General features: G+C 38.8%; 21 protein-coding genes. 5 read left to right on the top strand and 16 right to left on the bottom strand.

What is annotated here, in order from left to right:
- Window positions 1-23: 23 nt before the first annotated feature.
- From RMB13_RS08785 to hcaE, 9 genes are all read right to left on the bottom strand, one after another.
- On the bottom strand, window positions 24-917 hold the full coding sequence (locus tag RMB13_RS08785) for a LysR substrate-binding domain-containing protein (RefSeq protein ID WP_045431602.1): 894 nt from the start codon (window positions 915-917) through the stop codon (window positions 24-26).
- 1 nt (window position 918) lies between these two features.
- Window positions 919-2109: an MFS transporter gene (locus tag RMB13_RS08780; protein ID WP_311085005.1), complete on the bottom strand. Its 1191-nt coding sequence runs from the start codon at window positions 2107-2109 to the stop codon at window positions 919-921.
- 169 nt (window positions 2110-2278) lie between these two features.
- Window positions 2279-3484, bottom strand: a complete 1206-nt coding sequence (gene mhpT, locus RMB13_RS08775; RefSeq protein WP_045431596.1) for a 3-(3-hydroxy-phenyl)propionate transporter MhpT — start codon at window positions 3482-3484, stop codon at window positions 2279-2281.
- 407 nt (window positions 3485-3891) lie between these two features.
- Complete coding sequence (gene hcaD / locus RMB13_RS08770; RefSeq protein WP_311085004.1) at window positions 3892-5112, bottom strand: 3-phenylpropionate/cinnamic acid dioxygenase ferredoxin--NAD(+) reductase subunit; 1221 nt, start codon at window positions 5110-5112, stop codon at window positions 3892-3894.
- Between the two features lie 11 nt (window positions 5113-5123).
- The gene (locus RMB13_RS08765) at window positions 5124-6080 is read right to left on the bottom strand and encodes a 3-carboxyethylcatechol 2,3-dioxygenase (RefSeq protein WP_311085003.1); all 957 of its coding nucleotides are present in this window, start codon (window positions 6078-6080) and stop codon (window positions 5124-5126) included.
- A gap of 62 nt (window positions 6081-6142) precedes the next feature.
- Window positions 6143-6958, bottom strand: coding sequence for a 3-phenylpropionate-dihydrodiol/cinnamic acid-dihydrodiol dehydrogenase (gene hcaB, locus RMB13_RS08760; protein WP_311085139.1), 816 nt, complete (start codon window positions 6956-6958; stop codon window positions 6143-6145).
- 2 nt (window positions 6959-6960) lie between these two features.
- Window positions 6961-7287 (bottom strand): 3-phenylpropionate/cinnamic acid dioxygenase ferredoxin subunit, encoded by a 327-nt coding sequence (gene hcaC / locus RMB13_RS08755; RefSeq protein ID WP_005046830.1) that lies wholly within the window; start codon window positions 7285-7287, stop codon window positions 6961-6963.
- Window positions 7287-7847 carry a 3-phenylpropionate/cinnamic acid dioxygenase subunit beta gene (gene hcaF / locus RMB13_RS08750; RefSeq protein WP_045125554.1) on the bottom strand — a complete coding sequence of 187 codons (561 nt, stop codon included), beginning with the start codon at window positions 7845-7847 and terminating at the stop codon, window positions 7287-7289. The genes hcaC and hcaF overlap by 1 nt, the downstream gene beginning before the upstream one ends.
- On the bottom strand, window positions 7844-9244 hold the full coding sequence (gene hcaE / locus RMB13_RS08745; protein ID WP_281835308.1) for a 3-phenylpropionate/cinnamic acid dioxygenase subunit alpha: 1401 nt from the start codon (window positions 9242-9244) through the stop codon (window positions 7844-7846). Before hcaE ends, hcaF begins: the two co-directional genes overlap by 4 nt.
- Before the next feature lie 264 nt (window positions 9245-9508).
- On the opposite strand from hcaE, the gene hcaR reads away from it, so the two are divergent.
- The gene (gene hcaR / locus RMB13_RS08740; RefSeq protein WP_209830871.1) at window positions 9509-10408 is read left to right on the top strand and encodes a DNA-binding transcriptional regulator HcaR; all 900 of its coding nucleotides are present in this window, start codon (window positions 9509-9511) and stop codon (window positions 10406-10408) included.
- Between the two features lie 116 nt (window positions 10409-10524).
- Here the strand turns inward: hcaR and RMB13_RS08735 are convergent, their stop codons facing one another.
- The 7 genes from RMB13_RS08735 to RMB13_RS08705 all read right to left on the bottom strand — a co-directional run bounded on the left by RMB13_RS08735 (window position 10525) and on the right by RMB13_RS08705 (window position 18333).
- Window positions 10525-11385 (bottom strand): alpha/beta fold hydrolase, encoded by an 861-nt coding sequence (locus tag RMB13_RS08735; RefSeq protein ID WP_005046825.1) that lies wholly within the window; start codon window positions 11383-11385, stop codon window positions 10525-10527.
- A 185-nt stretch (window positions 11386-11570) separates the two neighbouring features.
- The gene (locus tag RMB13_RS08730; RefSeq protein ID WP_311085002.1) at window positions 11571-12881 is read right to left on the bottom strand and encodes an OprD family outer membrane porin; all 1311 of its coding nucleotides are present in this window, start codon (window positions 12879-12881) and stop codon (window positions 11571-11573) included.
- Window positions 12882-13296: 415 nt separating this feature from the next.
- Window positions 13297-14316, bottom strand: coding sequence for a 4-hydroxy-2-oxovalerate aldolase (dmpG, locus tag RMB13_RS08725; RefSeq protein ID WP_005305792.1), 1020 nt, complete (start codon window positions 14314-14316; stop codon window positions 13297-13299).
- Window positions 14317-14327: 11 nt separating this feature from the next.
- On the bottom strand, window positions 14328-15233 hold the full coding sequence (locus RMB13_RS08720) for an acetaldehyde dehydrogenase (acetylating) (protein WP_311085001.1): 906 nt from the start codon (window positions 15231-15233) through the stop codon (window positions 14328-14330).
- 11 nt (window positions 15234-15244) lie between these two features.
- Window positions 15245-16042, bottom strand: a complete 798-nt coding sequence (locus RMB13_RS08715; RefSeq protein WP_045431567.1) for a fumarylacetoacetate hydrolase family protein — start codon at window positions 16040-16042, stop codon at window positions 15245-15247.
- A 500-nt stretch (window positions 16043-16542) separates the two neighbouring features.
- On the bottom strand, window positions 16543-17337 hold the full coding sequence (locus tag RMB13_RS08710; RefSeq protein WP_311085000.1) for a TorF family putative porin: 795 nt from the start codon (window positions 17335-17337) through the stop codon (window positions 16543-16545).
- A gap of 81 nt (window positions 17338-17418) precedes the next feature.
- Complete coding sequence (locus RMB13_RS08705) at window positions 17419-18333, bottom strand: LysR family transcriptional regulator (protein ID WP_281834643.1); 915 nt, start codon at window positions 18331-18333, stop codon at window positions 17419-17421.
- A 100-nt stretch (window positions 18334-18433) separates the two neighbouring features.
- Here RMB13_RS08705 and RMB13_RS08700 point away from each other — a divergent pair, with 100 nt between their 5' ends.
- From RMB13_RS08700 to RMB13_RS08685, 4 genes are all read left to right on the top strand, one after another.
- Entirely contained in the window at window positions 18434-19540 is a 1107-nt protein-coding gene (locus RMB13_RS08700) for a muconate/chloromuconate family cycloisomerase (protein WP_311084999.1), read from the top strand.
- A gap of 23 nt (window positions 19541-19563) precedes the next feature.
- Window positions 19564-19854 (top strand): muconolactone Delta-isomerase, encoded by a 291-nt coding sequence (gene catC / locus RMB13_RS08695; protein ID WP_000897236.1) that lies wholly within the window; start codon window positions 19564-19566, stop codon window positions 19852-19854.
- A 161-nt stretch (window positions 19855-20015) separates the two neighbouring features.
- On the top strand, window positions 20016-20936 hold the full coding sequence (catA, locus tag RMB13_RS08690) for a catechol 1,2-dioxygenase (RefSeq protein ID WP_311084998.1): 921 nt from the start codon (window positions 20016-20018) through the stop codon (window positions 20934-20936).
- A gap of 134 nt (window positions 20937-21070) precedes the next feature.
- Window positions 21071-21742 carry a 3-oxoacid CoA-transferase subunit A gene (locus RMB13_RS08685; RefSeq protein WP_045431259.1) on the top strand — a complete coding sequence of 224 codons (672 nt, stop codon included), beginning with the start codon at window positions 21071-21073 and terminating at the stop codon, window positions 21740-21742.
- The last annotated feature ends 64 nt before the right edge of the window (window positions 21743-21806 follow it).

Genomic DNA, 21806 nt, shown 5'->3' with positions numbered 1-21806 from the left:
TTCTTTTGAATGGCTTTTTTATATTAACTAAAGTCCAGATAAAATTGTTTTTTAAGTACATCTAAAATCAAATCTATAGCTTTATTAACATGATCTTTTCGATAAGAAACATATAAACCTATCATCGGTAATGGTTCTATCGTCTTTTTAACTATAATTTTATCTCCTAATAGAGGAATCACATACTGTGGTACCAAGCTCCAACCAATTTCCATTCCGACTAAATTAACGTTAAGTAATATATTAGTTGAGTGCTGTACAACAGTGACGTTAAGCTTAGTTTTTTTAAAGAAGTTATGAATAATTCGATAAAGTTCTGGCGATGACTCTTCATTGCAAATCACAAAATCATGTTGTTCAAAACTTTTTATACTAATGCGTTCCTGCTGAGCCTCTGGCGAATTTTTGGGAATAATTAAGGTAAGTGGCTCTTGAAATACCTGAATCGAAACCAGTTCATCTGAATCAGTTCCATAGCGAGTAAAAGCGATATCTATTTCGCCTTTTCTAAGCGCTACTAGTTGTTCATCATCCGTAAGGCTATGAAAATCAATTGTTAATTCTGGGAAATGCGCTCTTATATTGGGCATGATATAGGGGAAGATTTTCATTTCTGCCGCTGGAACAAAACCAATATTTAATTGTTCTTGTTCAACTTTAGCAGTTTGTTGAGCCAAACTAATTGCTTTTTCTGTATGTTCTAAAATGATTAGAGCTTCTTTAAAAAAGACTTCTCCTGCTTTGGTCAGTTCAACTTTTCGCTTACTTCGTATAAAAAGCTGAACTCCCACTTCTTCTTCTAAATCTTTAATCTGCTGACTAAGAGAAGGTTGCACCGTATGCATACGCATTGCTGCCTTAGTAAAATTCAGCTCTTCAGCAACCGCAACAAAGTAGCGTAAGTGACGTAATTCCATGTCATATCCTAATTATTGTCTTTCCATCTTTATTACATACCCAACGATATAAAACTAAAGTCATTATCGTAAGGAATGCACACAACTGATAAGTTTTCTCATAGCCTATTTGGGCAATAATTAATCCTACCAAAACTGAACCAATCGCCATTCCGAAATCAAATAAAGTAAAAAAGGTTGAAACAGCATGCCCTATTCTCTTTTTCTCAACCGATTGTATTGCCATGGTTTGAAAAATAGGGAAAAGGGATCCGTATCCCATTCCTATGAGTACTGCCGCCAACCAATAGCCCCACTGTGTTTGCATCCAACTAACTAAAAATAAGCCTATTGAAAAAAGGATAAATGAAGGGTAAACCACGGAATTAGCCCCTCTTTTATCATAAGAATAACCTACCCAAGGGCGCACTATAATCATTGATATGGCAAATATAATAAAAAATATGCTGGTCGCCGCTAATAAGCCTTTTGTTTCACTATAGACACTAATAAAGCTCATAATGCTTGAATAAGACATTGCAGTAAATAAAGCAATAACGCCGATAGACATCACCCTTTTTTCAAAGATATCGTCAAATGTAATACTCCGCTTTGCAGAGATGATCTCCTTATCTTTTAAGGAAGAAACGGGAATAAGAAAACAAAAAATTAAACCTAAACAAACAATGAATGCTAAAAAGGCAAATAAATTATAAAAACTGGTGTACCGTATCGTAGCTAATGCAATCATTGGCCCAAAAACAACAGCCAGATTCGTAGACATTACGAAATATCCCATACCCTCGCCCTTTCTATGCTCAGGTATAAAATCATTCACTATAGGCACTATTACTGTCGTCAAAATGCTAAACCAGATCCCATGCACACAACGAATAAGCAATAAAAGCCATAACTGATTTGCCCATAGATAACTTAATGCCAGAAGTGCAAATAATAATGCCGAACCACGTAAGGCATATTTTTTACCTAACCGATCAATAATTAAGCCAGAAAAAGGACGAGTGATAATAGATGAAACCAAAAATAAGGTTAACGCCAAACCAGCCTGACTGATTGAACCGGATAATTCTTTTAAAATATAAAGTGGCAATATTGTGAGTAATGCATAGTAATAAATGAATAAAAAAAGATTGTTCAATACACACAGAATAAATGAACGATTCCAAAGCTTTTCCTTGGTAACTGAATACATTTTTCTTACTCAATATAGATGATTAGTAAAACCGTAATTCGACTCATATGCTCGATATAGTTATGAACTTACTAAAACATTCGGATGATCAAATTTGAAATTTCACTCAAATAATGCCAAATATGAAAAAAGCTCCTAAATATGAGCTTTTTTCATTGTGGTATTCAGATTATTGGGCCTGATGTAATTTGCGAATCACCAAAAGCATCAGTAATGCTGAAATGATAATTCCAGGGATGGCAGCAGAAATTACGCCTGTAGCACCGCTTCCCATCGCGAGTAATTGTCCAGCAATCGCAGGTCCTAACATTGCACCAATACGCCCAACCGCTGCAGCACTGCCTACACCAGTTGCCCGAATCTCAGTTGGATATACAATGCTACCAAATGCATATAAAACGCCTTGCCCACCAATTGTAAATGTTCCCATTAATGCTGCGGCTGCATACATCGCAGTAAGACTACCGGCTCCATTTAAACTAAATAAACCAGCTAAAATACCTATGTACATCAATATAATGACATAAGCTTTATTCCAGCGATCAATCAAAATACCCAAAACAACCGTGCCTAGTGCAGCGCCCATTTGGAAAAAGACTTGAGCTAAACTACCCTGTTGACGAGAGAATCCCAACTCCATAAATAGAGATGGCAACCAACTCAACATGATGTATACAACCATCAAGGTAAAAAAATAGCTTGCCCAAAGTAATAGGGTCTGCCCTGCATAGTTATTTTGAAATAGATTTTTAAAAGAGCTTTCTATGCGTGTAATAGATTTATCCTGAAATCTAGTTTGTAAAAACTCCCGTGACTCCGGTAAAAATTTGATCATAAGTGGAAGTACAAGAAGAGGAACGATTCCACCAACGTAAAAAATTGTTTGCCAATGTCCACTTACATCGTAGGCTGCCAGTAATGACACCAATATGGCTCCTATTGGCATACCACAATACATCAAACCTACAGCACGCCCACGATTTTCGCTAGAAACAGCTTCTGAAACTAGAGCAATTAAATTTGGCATTGCAGCCCCTAATCCAGCTCCTGCTAAAAAACGTACTAACAGCAACATATAGAAACTATTCACCCAAACGGTACAAAGGGTAAATACTGCAAAAATAGCGACAGCCCCGATTAACACCATCTTACGGCCAATCCGGTCTGCATAACGTCCACCAATTAATGCACCGGGTAATAACCCCAATATTCCGACACTAAAAAAAATACCGAGTTGAGAGCTATCCAGACCAAAAGATTCTCGAATACCTACAGCAGCGATACCCGCTGCCTGAATATCAATCCCTTCAATCACAGCAATTAAAAAACAAATGACGATCGTAATAATAGAGTGCTTATTTCCTGCACGGTCCATAGAAAAATCCTTTTCTACTAGTTTAAAAAATCATTCACCATCATTTATTAACTGCTTTTATTTCTAAATTAGCCTTAAGTTCTATAATTTCATAAAAAAATTAAAAAACATTTACTACATTTCACTTAAATACTTTAGTCTTATAGAAACAACCTATAATAAAATTAAAATAAATATATATTTCAATTATTTAACTTACAAATTTAAAATTTAAAATCCAAAAAACATATTAATCACTCAACAAAAATCAAATCTATTAATAGTTAAAAATTATAATGCAGTTCAAATTAAGTATTAACAATATCCACTCATGGAAAATATTTATGATTACCCATAAAAAAACCGCCATATAATCATGACGGTTTTTATTTTCAATATTAAATAGGCTTTTAGTATAAAAACCCTAATTAAATTAATTTGCGTAATTCAATAGACACATCTAGCAACTTTTCTTTATCAAAGGCGCTAGAACTAGAAACCAATTTTTTTAAATGCCTAACATCTTTAGCTTGATTAACAGCAATACCTGCTACAACGATACCTTGGTCTAAGCCAAATAAGGTGAATCCAACATTTTTGTCTTCTTGCGGATTCATATTGCCTCGTATATGCCATTCTTTTGCAGACATATCGCCAACGAATTGAAAATTAATATCATATTGATCTGTCCAGAACCATGATGGATTAGCTTTAGGTTGCGCTAATCCCATGACATGACGAGCAAAAGTGCCTGCTTGATTATTGGCATTTTCCCAAGTTTCAATACGGGCATAATTACCATCTGCACGCAACTGAGTTGCTACATCACCAGCAGCATAAATATCTGGATTCGAAGTTTGGCAGTTTTCATTCACTTTAATGGCAAAATCGACGTCTAAACCAGCATCTATGGCCAATTGAGCATTCGGTACAATCCCAATGCCATATACAACAGCGTCGGCGATCAGCTCTTCACCACTTTCCAATATTACAACTATCTCTTCACCACGTAAGGTGACATTGGCAATTTGCACATTTAAGTGAATATCAACCCCTCGATTACGGTGTTCATCAAGTAAAAATTGGCTAATAATTGCTGGTGAACGTCCCATAATCATTGGGCTCTGTTCAATTAAGGTCACCTGACAATCTTTAAAACGAGCACTTGAAGCTAATTCAAGACCAATAACCCCGCCGCCTACAAGCAAAATGCGCTTCCCTGCTTGAAAGACTGGAACCAAGGCTTGTGAATCCTCCAAATTTCGCAGGGTATAAACATGTTTACCGACTGCATCTAACATTGGAAGACGACGAGGAGCCCCTCCTGTCGCGAGTAATAACTTATCATAGTGAATACTTTCACCATTTTTCAAAATCACTTGATATTGTTCAGGCTCAATGCGAACAACCGCATTGCCTTGAATGGTCTCAACACCTAAATCTTTCAATTTTTGTTGTGACAGAATTTCAATTTTGGTCTGTTCAGGCCTTAAAATCATATCTTTAGATAAAGGGGGACGCTCATAAGGCAGATGTGATTCATCTCCAATCAAAATGATTTTACCGTCGTATTTGTTATTACGTAGTTCCAGAATAGCACTTGCACCTGCCTGTCCAGCACCGATGATGACAATAGTTTGAATATTCATCGTTTTATCCTTTATTTCAGCTCGGCAGATACAATGCCAAAACCAGCAATCCATTCACTGATAGGTTCATAGCAATGTAAGGTCATCTCATAATCGCCAACAGCTTCTAATGCCGCAAAAGCAGCCATCCATGTACGAACTTCTTGCCCACCACGCCCACCTTCACGGCGAATTTCATCTTCAGTCATATTTTCAAGCGCAGCAAAGTCTGCATTTTTGAATTTTTCCAATAACTGTTCGTCCCACTCTGGATTAAGTGGAACAGATACGCTCTTGTCACCTGCTGCCAAACGCTGTCCCACTGAAATGATTTTGGCCTGACGTGTATTACGAGCTTCAACAGTTGGGTTACGTCCGGCAATTAGAAATTCTTCAACTTCTGGTGGTGCAGAGCCCATTTGAGGGGTTGGTGGATCGTGTGAAAGTCCACCTGTGCCCAAAATTAATATACGTTCATTTTCTAGATTAATTGAGTTGATGAAAGCCCCAACCGCTCGTCCTAAAGCAATCGTTCGTTTTGTCGTAGGCATTGGCGCAGCTGCACCATTAATAAATATTGGAATGGTTGGATAACGATTAAGTTGACCATCACATAAAAAATGCAGCGGTTGGGTTACGCCATGATCCGCTTGCATACGATATGAATATGCAACATCCGCACCTTCATCAAGTACACGTCGAATTAAACCCAATGCTGTGTTTTCTGGCACATTGAGCTCACCCGGACCATAATTCCAATCACCTGCCGCCGTCGCACGTACACCCACGCAAAAACTCGGCATCAGGTCATAAAAGAAGCCGTTAAAATGATCTGGCCCAAAAGCAATAATTAAAGTTGGGTCATATGCTTTGACCTCGGCTGCCAGTTTTTCAAAAGTATGACGCACCGTTTGTTCTTGTTGTTGTTCTGCCGGAGACGCAAATTCCATTAGTGGGCTATGAGAAGCACAAATAAGTTTAACAGTCATGATTAGCTCCGAAATAAGACAGTTTTTAGCTGTCTTATTAGTCCATTAATATCGGATTAAAATTAAGCATCAAAAAAACCAGCGTTCGATTGGCGTAAGCCACGAATTCCTAAACCACAGTCAGCATTTATAAAAACGCCAGATAATGGTCGGTTATTTTGACGAGATGCAAGCAATACATAAGAACCAGTCATGTCTTCTGGTTCTGGTAAGAATCTCAATGGCATGCCTTGTCCAATTTTTTGCGGATCGCGTGCATCAAGTAATCCTAGATTTTCCTGCCCAAGGGATGCGGCACCTTTCACATTGACATTCATACCAGATGGAGCAACTGCATTCACACGCACTTTGGGTGCCAGCTCATAGGCCAGTTCACGCACTAAACCTACACCAGCATGTTTTGATGCAGTATAAATTGGACCACCACCAGATGAATAAAACGCTGAGTTAGATAAGGTAAAAATCATCGAGCCTTCAGTTTTGAGTAACTCATCTAAAGCTGCTTTTGCACCAAGCAAATAACCTTTCGTATTAATACTCATGATTTCATCAAAGGCTTTATCTAACTGTTCGCCACTCATGTTAACGATGTCGGCATAATGATCCCAAATACCAGCGTTACCAATAAAACAGTCCAGTTTTCCAAAACGTTCTACTGTAGCCTGCACAGCACGAACGTTATCCTGAAAATTAGCCACATCTCCATTAATCGCCACAATTTTGTCACCATAGCGTGCAATCAATTCATCTATTTTTGATTGAGACCGTTGCAACACACCAACATGCGCACCCTCTTGCAAAAAGCGCTCAACCAACGCAAGCCCTAGTCCCGAACCACCACCAGTAATTAGTGCAACTTCACCCTCTAGCCAGCCCATCATTACGCTCCTGCCATTTCGACATAAAGTGCACCATCTTCAATCACGACAGAGAATGTCTGAATCGGATCAGTTGCTGGTACACATTGTGGTACGCCAGTTTTCAAACAAAAACGTGATGCATGAAGTGGACATTCAACCGTGCCATCATCCTCTAGGTAGCCTTCTGACATAGAAGCATTACCATGACTGCATTTATCATTCATGGCAAAAAACTCACCATTGAAATTGAACACCGCAAGTGCAGCAATATCACCTACATTACAATCTACTTTCAGCGCTTCGCCTTCATCCAACTCATCAATCTGACAAACGAAAATCTTATTCATTAGAAAAACACCGTAATATTGTGAGAAATCAAAGTCGCTTGATCGAGGGTGATATCGCGTTTAGCAATTTTCCAACCTAAACTACTGCTATCATCTTTTCGAATCAGATCAACTCGTTTACCAACATAGGTCAATACGTCTTTTTCTTTTTGTGAGCGATAAAGCAAATAATTACTAAAAACTTGATATTCATTTGCTTGTGCAGTTGCTTCGACCCGAATATTAGTAATCAAGTGACGAGTACGTGATGGCGGTTCTTCGGACCACGACATCCCTGTTTCTAATTTTGCTACGCGGCGCTCTAATACAAATTTGTCGTCGTGATAAATCCATGTTGATGGTGGTGCAATACATTTACGACGATCACGTGTTTGCGCATTTGTCGTCGTTTTTAGCGTATATAAAATATCTTCGCTTAAGATGTCCAACCAATCACGGAATTTCCAGTCATCTAACAACTGTGCTTCTGCATATAGAAACTGACTAATGTCGTGGTGAAGTTCCAATCCAATAGAACGCCATACTGGCTGTGGTTTTAATGAGTCAATGATCTGGTTCATTTCACAAGCTCCTTCTCATCCTTTTTAGCCGCTTTTTTCAAAAGCTCTTGCTCATAAGCCTCATCTGCCCGTTGTACGTCTTCCCATTTTTCATGCATCAACAGGTTTGCCCAATGACGATACATGCCACGTGCAGCTGTTTCGGAAAAAACATGGTTAGTAATACCTGGAATACCATCTTCACGGTATTTTTCATTGCCAAGACCCATTTCCATAATGAGTTTGCTTTTTCGCGCTTTATAACCACGTAACACTTTCTGGATCTCAATCCAGTTTTCACCATCGTCTGCTTCAGCAAAACCAGCTGGGCCAAATGCTCGACAAGCATTCAACTCCATCGCTTCTTTGATGTGCTGCGGTGCTGCTTTGTCCGTGATACAGAAAGCCCAAACTTCGGTTTTATCTGGTCCACGTGGATGCCAAATACGCATCGTCGTCATACCATTCAGCCAAGACAATGTTGGGAACATGGTGTTATGGCCTGCCAAACGCAAAGCACGAGTTTCACCCAAACGCTCTTTTGTTTCTTCATAGGTTTCACGGAAGTAATCTGCTACTTGACCATCAACCCAGAAATTAGCATCTGGTTTTTCCGTAAGGAAGAAACCTGAACCATGACCACGTTGACCATATTGCACACAGCTTTCTGCTGTTTCCCAAACTGGACGTGCCGTTTGTGCTGCACCTAATGCTTTTGATGCATCATCAGGTTTACCACCTAAAACTTGTACTGCAGAGGCATGCGAGTACGGCGCGTGGTATTGATCAGAAGCAAACTGTTCTGCTGCAAATTTCCAGTTGCAGTTAATTTCCCATTTATGAATACCACCAATAACTTCCGAGCCACCTTCACGGCGGTCAATCATTGCATCGAGATACCAAGCAATATCACCCATATAGTCGAGTAATTCGGGTGTGTCATCTGCCCAACAACCAAAAACCAAACCTTTATAGCTTGCAACACGAGGAACCTCTTGCAATCCCCATTCTTCTTTACAAGCCCCATGTGGAAAAGCGATACCTTCCAATGGAATATCTTTAAGAGAACCGTCAATCCCATAGGACCAGCCATGATATGGGCAGGTGAACGCACGCGTATTACCACAGTCAGCATAGCTAACCCGCATAGAACGGTGACGACATTGATTTAATAATGCTTTAATAGAACCGTCTTTTTGACGCGTAACAATAATTGGGTCCTCACCCATATATGTATTGAAAAAGTCGCCTGATTTTGGAATCTGGCTTTCGTGACAAAGAAATAGCCAACAACGTCCAAAAACACGCTCTAACTCTAGTTCGTACAATTGTGGATCTGTATAGATAGTTGGCGAGATACGTCCATTTTGTGCATCGACTAAAGCATCGATTTCACACACTTCAATTTTTCCATTCATGAGAAGCACTCCTGCTGCCGCCAAAAACGCACAACATAAAATTCAATTTGAATGGATAATGATTTTTTAACTGTTTTAAGTGAAATATTTTATTTGTTTCAAATTAGACTTTTTATGAATTATTCATTATAGATTTTAAATATTAAAATTAAGTTCGACTGATACTGATCAGTGGTTTTATAAACGGATTTATGGTTTTCAAGCATTTAGCATATTTTATTAACTATCCAACGTTAATAATAGGATTTTGGGATCACAACTGATATGGAATTACGTCATTTACGCTACTTTGTAATGGTGGCTGAAGAACTCAACTTTAGTAAAGCTGCACTTCGCCTCTACACAGCTCAACCATCATTAAGTCAACAAATTAAAGACCTTGAGGATGAGGTTGGCGTTACATTACTACATCGCACTAAACGTAAAGTTGAACTCACTGAAGAAGGTAGTGTATTTCTTGAACAAGCCCGTCTGACTTTAGCTCAGGCGGACAAAGCAATTTCAATGGCTCGTCAAGTTTCTAAATTTAAAAAACAACAACTGACCATTGGTTTTGTTCCAGTAGTAGAAATGAAAGTTTTCCCGTGTGTTCTTCCAAGTTTACGCATACAAAATCCAAACTTAAAAATTGAATTACGGAGCATGAATAATACCGAACAAATGGAAGCCTTAAAGAAAGGTGAAATTGACATTGCCTTTATGAGAGATAACTTAAATAACGATGAAATTCAGAGTCAGTTTGTATTACGTGAACCTCTAATGCTATTGCTTCCTCGAGATCACCCACTTGCTCAATACGAGCGTATTCCTGTGAAGCTTTTAAATAATATTGATTTTATTATCCCATCGTCAGAACAGTCATCGATTTTACATAATACAATTCTTAATTTTGCTGAACTTCATAAAATTAAATTTAATATTGTGCAAACTGCTCATAATATTTTATTTAATATTAATTCAATAGGGATGGGATTAGGTTGCGGGATCTTGCCTAGCTATATAGAGCCGCTCACTTTAAATAATATTGTCACTAGACCTGTTGATGTCGATCTACCTTTTTTAGATTTATTTGTAAGCTATCGCAAAGATGCAGAATCTTCTGGGGTTAAAGAATTCATGGATTTATTAAGTAAAGTTTTTTACTTAAATATTAACCAGATCTAACTTATCTTATTTAATACAAAAGTCTAAGATAAAATAACAGGGCTCAGCAAAAAACCAAATTTTTTAATTTAAATACAGGAAGAATAATAATTTATCCTTCCTGTATTTTTTATATTTTATTTAACATCATGTACTGCTAAATATTGTTTAATAATCTGGTTAAATTCTTGTGCTCTTTCAACTTGTGACCAATGACCACATTGACTAAAAATATGTGCATCAGCATAAGGTACAATATTCAAAATATCCCATGTACGAGATACAGGAATAACTACATCTTGCACCCCATGAATGAGTAACACAGGAACTTGGATCTCTTTCATCTTTTCAAAATCAAGTGGGAACTCAAAGCGGTCACGGTCTCGTGCACCAACAACATCCATCAATCGATCTGATGCGTAGTCATTTTTTGCTGAGTCAAAACGAACTTTAACCAATTCATCTGTGACTAAAGACTTATCGACCACAAACATTTCTAAAGTTTTACGGATACCAGCTTCTGTCAATTCAGGATTAGCATGTGCTTTAAGTGCTGCCGTCTGTTTAGCACCACCCGTTCCCATTGATACAATACCCAGTACACGCTCTGGGTAATCCAATATAAACTGGAATGCTAACCAACCACCTAAAGAATTACCTACTAACCAGGTTTTTTCAATTCCCAAAGCATCTAATACACGGACTGCATGATCTACCCATGCACGGATACCGTAAGCAGTCCCTTCTGCAACAACAGTTTGTCCATAACCAATCGAATCAATAGCAATACAGCGTGCCTGCTCAGCAATTTGTGGTAAGTTCAACCACCAGTTTGCTGCTGCTGAAACACCAGTACCCGAACCATGTAAAAATAAAATTGGAGTACCTTCTCCAAGCTCATGATAATGAGTGAGCTCGCCTGCTGCAGTTTCAATCCATTTGTCTTCCAAACCAAAAAATGGATCTGTTTTATATTCGGGGATTTGTACTGTGCCCATGTCATTCCTCTTACAATTTATACAGCTGAACTCAAGATTAAGCTGCTTTTAGTAGGCCAAATTTTAAATGTTTTACTCACCCATCTTACCTGTTCACAGCGCCTAAACTGATACTTGTTTACGATGAGGTGATACAAAAAAAATATTAATAACCATTTGTTATTTAAATAAATATTTAAAAGTATTTAAAATTTATAGGTATATGTCGTTGCAATACGATGTTCCTGCAAATCGCTTGCTTGGCCTGCAATATTGTCGAAGTTCACATCGATATACATCCACTGAAAACCTAAGCCTTTTAACTTCCCTTCTGGCACAACGTAATTCAGAATAAAGTTGAATTCATCTTCTTTGCCTTTGCCTGTTAATGCACTTGATTCATAAGCTGAATCAATGCCCCAACCATGCCAATATTTTGCAGTGGTTTTTAAACCTTTAATGCCAAGATCACTAAAATCATAGCTATAAGCCACGCCCACCGATTTCTCATCTTTACGGATAAAGCTCGCAACTGACCAGTTATCCAAATAAGGCTGAGGTACCCAACCTGCGAGGGATGGGAAATATGGTGCACCAGTTGCTGCACTCGGGTTACTACCATGATCACCAAACATTTGCTGATAAGATAAACCTACGCTGTGTGAGCCATAAGTTAAGGTTGAGCCTATAGACAATGCCTGATTATCAATATCACCATACAAGGCATCTCCCGACTCTGCATTGTCGAAAAAACGTATGTGTGAATCGACTTTTAACTTGTCATAATTGTTTTTATAGTTCACACCCAAGTAATTTTGATGATAGATATTCGTCACATCGCCATAAAAGTAACTTGCAGACCAGTTTTTATTTAATTGGTAATCTATGCCCGCAACATACATCCCATCAGTTTTACCATCATTATTTAATGCTTTAGGCCATAGACCAAAATCCATTGGCTGATTTTCATAACGGGCATTGATACTATCCAAATAACCTAACGTTAATTTGGTGTTTTTAAGATCTTTTGACTCTAGCCATACCCCATTATAAGTGGTCAATAATTGACGTGATGGATCAAAATGAATTACTGGTGTTACAGGTAAAATTTCACCAATTCGTAATTCAGTTTGGCTGATTTTCGCTTTAAGAGTTGCTCCTATTTTACCAAACTGGCGCTCTTGTTTTCCTGTGCCTGTACCAGAAATTCCACTATACGGCAGAACCCAATCGGCATTACGGTCACGGCCATCCAGACGTACAGCGTACTGTGCTAACACATCAACACCGAGTTGTAACGCCCCAAACTGTGCATAGCCCGATTTTGCATCCAGTGTCACAGCTTGCGACCAACTCCCCCAGTTTTTTGCAGGGGTGTCATCATACTGACGATCTAAATAAAAGTTTTTAAATTTAAGCTGAACCTGACTATCTTCAACAAAACCAGCATGTGTGCCAGTAGCCCCTATTGTTGCTATTGCGCAAGCCATTGCGATCCATAACGTTTGACGACGCATTGCGTACTTCCTTTCAATCAATCCATGAAACCAAGCCCTATCATGCTCAACTCTATTTTTATGAAAAATTCGACTAGAGTATTAAGATATTTTTCTTTTTAAACTCAATGCTTTAAAAAAATGTTACTTTTCCAGTAATGAGGATTTTTAACAGATCACTAAAAACGATTAATCATCTCCTAAAAACCAGAATAAGCATTTGTTATATATCTATTTTTCATTAAAATATCTTTGTTTAAATTTGCTATTTTTAATTTTCTAATCGTTTTTTTATTTAAATAGAAACACATCCAATCAAAAATGATGACCATCCATTTATAGAAAATAACGCTTATATCCAAGTTATTTCATCTAGATCAAATCATTAGATGTAAAAAAGCACTCTCGTGGAGTGCTCTTTTTCATTTGTAAAAACTTATGCGCTCATTACTTTCGCTTTTGACATGGTCAAGGCAAGATCTTCAATCATATCCTCCTGCCCCCCAACCGTACCACGGCGACCAAGCTCTAATAAAATTTCACGTGCAGAGACACCATATTTAGCTTCAGCACGTTTTGCAAACAACAAGAAAGAAGAATATACACCTGCATAACCTAACGTTGCTGCATCACGATCGGCACGAATTGGGTTTAGCATCATTGGAATCACAAGATCTTCTGCAATATCCTGTACTTTAAACAAGTCTACGCCTGTTTCTATTTGCATACGATTTGCAACCGCAATAAATAATTCAAGCGGCGTATTGCCTGCTCCAGCTCCTAGACCAGCTGCCGCCAAGTCGACCCGAATTGCGCCAGCGTCAACCGCAGCAACAGTATTGGCAACGCCCATACCCAAGTTATGGTGACCATGGAAACCTAACTCAATACTGCTATCAAGTTCTTGACGAAGTAACCCAACCCGATCGGTAACATCTTGTGGCAACATGTACCCAGCAGAGTCAGTGACATAAATACAGTTAGCACCGTAAGACACCATTTTTTTTGCTTCTTCTAGCAAATGTTGTGGCGATGCCATATGTGCCAACATCAGAAAGCCAACTGTGTCCATTCCCAATTTTCGTGCGGCAGTAATATGCTGTTCAGACACGTCTGCTTCAGTACAGTGTGTTGCGACACGAATGGTTGAAACACCAATCTCATGTGCCATTTTCAAATGATCAACTGTTCCAATGCCAGGCAATAACAACGCTGACACTTTGGCATTTTTCATGCGTGGCACAACAGCAGATAAATACTCTTCATCTGTTGCAGCAGCGAAACCGTAGTTAACGGAACTCCCTCCTAAGCCATCACCATGAGTCACTTCAATTAATGGCACACCCGCTTCGTCTAACGCGGTTGAAATGGCAATCATTTGCTCAACTGTAGTTTGATGACGTTGTGGATGCATACCATCACGTAAAGTCATATCATGCACAATAATCTTAGACATACGGTTTCTCCTTAAACAACTTCAGCTTTTTGATTAGATAAAACGCGTTCTGCAAACATTTCTGCAGTACGTGCAGCTGCCGCAGTCATAATGTCAAGATTACCTGCATATTTCGGTAAATAATCACCTAGGCCTTCTACTTCAAGAAACATAGAAACACGATTGCCATCAAATACAGGTCCATTCACCAGTTTGTAGCCGGGTACGTACTTTTGTACCTCTTTAATCATGGCATTGACTGATTCCGTAATTGCAACTTGGTCAGGCTCTCCTTCAACTAAACAATGTACTGTGTCACGCATCATTAATGGTGGTTCAGCCGGGTTAATAATAATGATGGCTTTACCTTGTTTGGCACCACCAACTTTTTCAATTGCTCCAGCAGTTGTTCGGGTAAATTCATCAATATTTTTACGTGTACCTGGCCCAACCGATTTAGTCGAAACCGTTGCAATGATTTCAGCATAGTTAACAGTCTGTACCCTTGAAATTGCCGCGACCATCGGAATAGTTGCCTGTCCACCACAAGTCACCATATTCACATTAGGTACTTCACCCGCATCCAACAAAGCTTCCAAATTCACTGGCGGCACACAAAATGGACCAATTGCCGCAGGAGTTAAATCAATCATTAACACCCCAAGCTCATTGAGCTTGCGACTGTTCTCTGCATGTACATATGCTGAAGTTGCATCAAAAGCAATTTTGATATCATCTTCAAGTACGTGAGGTAATAAACCATCAACGCCTTCAGCCGTGGTTTTTAAACCCATTGTTGCAGCACGAGCTAAGCCTTCAGAAGTAGGATCAATTCCAACCATCCATACTGGCTCCAAAACTTCACTACGCTGCAATTTATACAACAAATCTGTTCCAATATTTCCTGGACCAATTAAGGCACATTTTATCTTTTTCATTTCCTTATCCTTTATTCAGCAGCAAAGCATGCAACAACCGAATTGAAGCCTTCAATTTCAACTTTAAACTCATCCCCAGGATGAGCCACCACCATTGGACCCAATGCCCCAGTCAGGACAATATCTCCTGCTTGTAATGGACGTCCGCGTCGTACCATTTCATCAGCTAACCAAACTGCTGCATTCAATGGATTAGCTAAACAAGCTTTACCAACACCTTGTGAAACGACCTCATCACCACGAGTCATAATCATTTTGCAGTTAACTAAATCAAGTTGATTAAGCTGTACTGGACGTGAACCCAACACAAAAGCTGCACTTGATGCATTGTCAGCAACCGTGTCAATCAATGAGATTTTCCAGTTCTCAATGCGACTATCGACTATTTCAATAGCCGGTAATGCATAGTCTGTTGCACTAATAATGTCTGCATATGTATGTCGGGCTTGGGTTAAATCCTTTTTGAGTACGAGCGCAATTTCAGCTTCAACTTTTGGCTGAATCAACTTACCCGCTGGAATGAGTTCACCATCGCCATATGCCATATCAGCAAATAACATCCCAAAGTCAGGTTGATCTACACCGAGTTGGGCTTGTACCACTTTAGAAGTTAGGCCAATTTTTCGACCTACTAAACGGCGCCCTTCCGAGAGTGCACGTACAGTATTGATTTCCTGTACTGCATAAGCGATATCCACATTTGCCTGTTCACCACCGAGCTCAGTACGAATAGGAATAATCGCAGTTTGTGATAGTTCAGCTTGTCTTAAGGCAAAAGCAACTGAATCAACAACAGCAGAATTCGACATCAATATTTCCTTAAACTGCAAAATTGAACGTATACTGCGTTACTGAAGGTATAAAAACGGAATACGAAGTTCAGGCAAAGTTAGACACAACAAATCCCTTGTATTTTCCGAGACAGCTACCTACTGGAACGTGTACATAAAACAGTTTAAGAATGGAAAAATCCCCGTCTAAATGCCAATACTTATTTTGTTTCATATAATAGTTTTTATTTATAATCAGCCCACAAATGCCTTTGAAGATTAATATTAAGTATCCATAATAATTTTATTAATCAATATTTTTTTAGAGATTAGAAAAATACTAATATTTTAGTTTTTCAATTATATATATTACTCTAGATAATTTCACGTTTAGACATTATTAATGATACTCAGGTAGTACTTAATTTACCTACTTTAATTAATTTTAAAACTCAATAAACAGTCAGCTTTAACTACGTTTGAAAGTTTACAGATGACTTTCAAGCGTAGTTAATCAGACCATTATTGATAAGTTTAACTTAAAAAACTTTTTTTACAGACACCGTAAATGTTGAGTCAATCGGATTTGAAATAGGTGCATCTGGCTCACCATTACTATACTTCTTATAGAACCCATTTTTATCCCAAGCTTTAGTGTAGGCTAATCCTGTATTCCAACCATCACCTAAATCCTTAATAAGCTCAACCTTAACATCTTGGAAATTAGCTTCCGAGAAATTTTTAATTTTTTCATAGCCATAATGGGCACCAAAAGTCCAAGTGTCATTTATTGGCTGTGTAAAAGTTAAATCCAGATATGTTGTTCCTCTTGAACGTTTACCCTCAGGGCCGCCCATCGTCTTGGAGTTATAACCCGCATAATCTGGCGTGTAGGTAATGAAATATTTAAGCGTTAAAGGTCCATAACCAATCTGAGGCACAATTTCGCCATAGTTATAACTGGTACTGCCCGTTTCAGGCGTGCTTTCAGCTCCCGGATAATAGTAATAAAAAACTGTCATGCCAGCTGAAAACTTATCGAAAGTTTTTATATAACCTGTATAAAAATCCCACTCAACTGAAGCATCACGAAGATAGTTAGAACTCACATTCGATGCCCAAGTACCTACAAATAATCCATTCGGATTTGCATAATCTAAACCAATCTGTAAAGCTGGCTTACCCCATGTTTGTTGGAAACCACGTGATATATATTGACTCGCGAAGGTTACATTTGCACTGTATGGAGAAATTTGTTCTTGTTCATTTAATTGTTCAGCATGTACAACACCAGTAGACATAATGAGAGAAGCTAGTCCTAAAATTTTTCTCATTCAATAATTCCTTTTACATATTACCTATAGGTTTAAAGTTTTAAAATAACATGAAAATTCAATTTTAATCGTATTAAAAATTTATAAATTCAAATTTCTAGACACTTCTTCTTGGCTATAGATCTCTTCAATACAATCTAGAATTTTAGGAATATACGAACTTTGGTCCATGTTACGCATGGATAGAGAAATCGGACTATAGGCTTCTAAGTCTAATATATTTAAGTAAATTAGATTCTTCATTCCAATGTCACAGGCACTTTCTGGAATAATACAAATGCCCTCGCCCGATGCCACTAAACCAAGTGCCATATGAATTTCTCGGACTTCGGTCAATTTGGCTGGAATTAAACCCAACTTGGTAAATAAAGCTTGAATAGTGGTCGAAAAATTCGGTTTAGGCGTGGTTGGATAAGAAAAAATCGTCTCATTAATGATTTGAGATAAGTAAATTCCTGAATCTTGAAATTCACTTAATGGATGCTTTTTATGAATCGCTAATTTTAATTTTTCTTTTCTGAGTAAAAGTCTCTTAATGGCAGGATCACTAATGGGTAATCGTCCAAAACCTAAATCGATTTTGCCTAATTTTAAAGCTTCAACCTGATCTCGTGTTCCACATTCAATCAGTTCAACATGGATATCTGGATTTTTTTGTCTAAATAGATAAATGACCTGCGGTAACCGACCGTAAAGCAGTGAGCTGACATAACCCACTTTGACAATGTTATCGACCAACTTCATTTTTTTAGCCATAGAAGCTGCTTGAGCCGTATGCGTTAAAATCTGCACAGCATGTTGGTAAAAAAACAGGCCTGCTTCTGTTGCTTTTAATGGACGAGAGCCCTTCACAAACAAATCAATCCCTAACTCTTCCTCTAGTTTTTTGATTTGACGTGTTAAAGGTGGCTGGGCAATAAAAAGCTTTTCTGCGGCTTTAGTCAGACTTTGTTCTTCAACAACGGTAACAAAATAACGTAGATGTCTTAATTCCATTAATATACCTTTTTAGTATCTTAAAATACCGTTCTATATCTATTTTAGGCTATTACATTCTTCTATGGTATGTAAACAAGTTCGTAATAGTTGAAACTTCATGTATAGAACCATAGAAACCATACTTGTGGATATTCCAACTATCCGTCCTCACCAGTTGTCTGTGACTACAATGCGTACTCAGACTTTGGTACTCGTTAAAATTACGACCACGGATGGTATTGTCGGTTGGGGTGAAGCGACCACCATTGGTGGACTGAACTATGGTGAAGAAAGTCCTGAAAGTGTCAAAGCCAATATTGATACTTACTTTGCACCATTACTCGCATCAGTTAAAGATTTAAATGTGGCTCAAACACTAAAACTGATTCGTAAAAATATTAATGGTAACCGTTTCGCGAAATGTGCCATTCAGACCGCTCTACTTGATATTCAGGCAAAATGTTTAGGCGTGCCGTTAAGTGAAGTTTTAGGTGGCCGTCTGCGTAATAGTTTACCTGTACTTTGGACGCTCGCGTCTGGCGACACAGAAAAAGATATTACTGAAGCTCGAAAAATGATTGAGTTGAAACGTCATAACACGTTCAAACTCAAAATTGGTGCTCGTCCTTTGCAACACGATGTTGATCATGTGATTGCAATTAAAAAAGCACTAGGCGCAGATATTAGTGTACGTGTTGATGTAAATCGTGCATGGTCAGAGCTGGAATGTATTCAAGGTATTCAACAGCTGCAAGATGGCGGAATTGATTTAATTGAACAGCCCTGTGCTATTCAAAATACTGAAGCACTTGCTCGTTTAACACATCGGTTTGATGTCGCAATCATGGCGGATGAAGCTTTAACTGGGCCAGACAGCGCATACCGTATTGCAAAAAGCCATGGGGCTGATGTATTTGCGGTAAAAATTGAACAATCTGGTGGTCTGATCGAAGCATGTGAAGTGGCCAAGGTTGCAGGTTTGGCTGGAATTGATCTTTATGGCGGTACCATGCTTGAAGGCCCTGTAGGTAGCATTGCTTCTGCTCATGCATTTGCAACCTTTGAAACATTAGCATTCGGTACTGAATTATTTGGTCCGTTATTACTTACCGAAGAAATTTTGAAGGAACCGCTACGTTACGAAAACTTTGAATTGCACTTGCCAACAGCTCCGGGCTTAGGCATTGAAATTGATGAAGATAAAGTTGAGAAGTTACGTCGTTAAGGCAACAGGATAAGGAGTTTCCCATGTTATTTCATGTACGTATGGATGTGCATATTCCACTTGATATGCCAGCCGACAAAGCAAATGAAATTAAGGCCGTTGAAAAGGCTTATTCGCAAGATCTACAACGTCAAGGAAAATGGCGACACATCTGGCGAATTACAGGCCAATACTCAAACATCAGTATTTTTGATGTAGAGAGCAATGAAGAGTTGCACAACATTTTACAGGGATTACCTCTCTATCCTTACATGAACATCGAAGTGATGGCACTTAACCGTCACCCTTCTTCTGTTCGTGATGATGATTCGTAATCTAAGAAAATAGTTTGAGTGTGTGGTCTGAAACACACTTAGAAATTAAATACATTGATTCAAAAGGTAACAAGGAACGTGGCAGCAACAATTTGCTAGCTAAACAAAATGCCAGTACCGCTGCCACCCAAAACCGTATTGCATACTTAAGGAGTTTTAGTATGAACCGTCAACAAATTGATGCGCTTGTAAAACAAATGAATGTCGACACAGCTAAAGGCAAAGTCGATGCACGTGTTCAGCAAATTGTAGTGCGCCTTCTCGGGGATTTATTTCAAGCCATCGAAGACTTAGACATCCAACCTTCAGAAGTATGGAAAGGTTTGGAATATTTTACAGATGCAGGCCAAGCTAATGAACTCGGACTTTTAGCAGCTGGCTTAGGTTTAGAGCACTATCTTGATTTACGTGCAGATGAAGCTGATGCAAAAGCTGGCGTTACTGGTGGCACACCTCGTACCATCGAAGGTCCACTTTACGTAGCTGGTGCACCTGAATCTGTTGGTTTTTCGCGTATGGATGATGGTACAGAATCTGGCAAAATTGATACCTTAATTATTGAAGGTACTGTGACTGATACTGATGGCAATATCATTGAAAATGCTAAAGTTGAAGTATGGCATGCTAACAGCTTGGGTAATTACTCATTCTTTGATAAGTCTCAATCTGACTTCAACTTACGCCGTAGTATTTTGACTGATGCTGATGGTAAATATGTTGCATTAACTACGATGCCTGTTGGTTATGGTTGCCCGCCAGAAGGTACAACTCAAGCCCTTCTTAACAAGTTAGGCCGTCATGGTAACCGCCCATCGCACGTTCATTACTTCGTGTCTGCACCAGGCTTCCGTAAGCTTACAACTCAATTCAACATTGAGGGTGATGAGTACTTATGGGACGACTTTGCCTTCGCTACTCGTGACGGTTTAGTTGCAACAGCAGTTGATGTAACTGACCCTGCTGAAATTCAACGCCGTGGTTTAGATCACGCTTTCAAACACATCACATTTAACATCGAACTTGTGAAAGATGCCGCTGCAGCACCTTCAACTGAAGTTGAACGTCGTCGCGCTAGTGCTTAATTGAAAGTGTATGTGAGTTAAAAGTTCGCTTTTGACTCACAAAATTTATTCCATTTATTACTACCATTAAGAATTTAAATAAATTTTTAGCGGTAGTAATACATCACGTTACCTCATGCTCTAAGGTTTCTCACATGATTGACAAAAGTAAGTCCTCTCTTAGCGAGGTTCTATCGCAGATTAAAGATGGTGCCACCATCCTGATTGGTGGTTTTGGTACCGCAGGACAACCCGCTGAACTCATTGATGGACTGATTGAACTCGGTGTTAAAGGCCTGACTATTGTCAGCAATAATGCCGGTAATGGTGATTATGGTCTGGCTAAATTGCTTAAAGCTGGTTCAGTTAAAAAAGTCATCTGTTCTTTCCCTCGTCAGTCCGACTCTTATGTGTTTGATGAACTGTATCGTGCTGGAAAGGTAGAGCTTGAAGTAGTTCCGCAAGGTAATCTGGCGTGTCGTATTCAGGCAGCCGGTATGGGATTAGGCGCTGTATTTACCCCAACAGGTTTTGGAACACTTTTAGCTGAAGGTAAAGAAACCCGCCAGATCGATGGTAAAGACTACGTACTTGAATATCCAATTAAAGCAGATTTCGCGCTTATTAAAGCCTACAAGGGCGACCGCTGGGGCAATCTGGTTTACCGTAAATCTGCACGTAACTTTGGCCCAATTATGGCTATGGCTGCTGATGTCACCATTGTTCAAGTTTCTGAGGTAGTTGAGTTAGGTGGATTAGATCCAGAGCACATCATTACCCCAGGTATTTTTGTACAACACGTTGTCCAAGTACAGCCCGCACAATAAGCAATAAGGAGAAATAACATGAGCTACCAGAAACTCAGCCGTGACCAGATTGCAAAACGTGTGG

The organism is Acinetobacter sp. V102_4 (assembly GCF_031799005.1).
Taxonomy (GTDB): domain Bacteria; phylum Pseudomonadota; class Gammaproteobacteria; order Pseudomonadales; family Moraxellaceae; genus Acinetobacter; species Acinetobacter calcoaceticus.
Note: the sequence above shows the minus strand (reverse complement) of the source record. Positions and strands in the feature narration are given on the sequence as shown.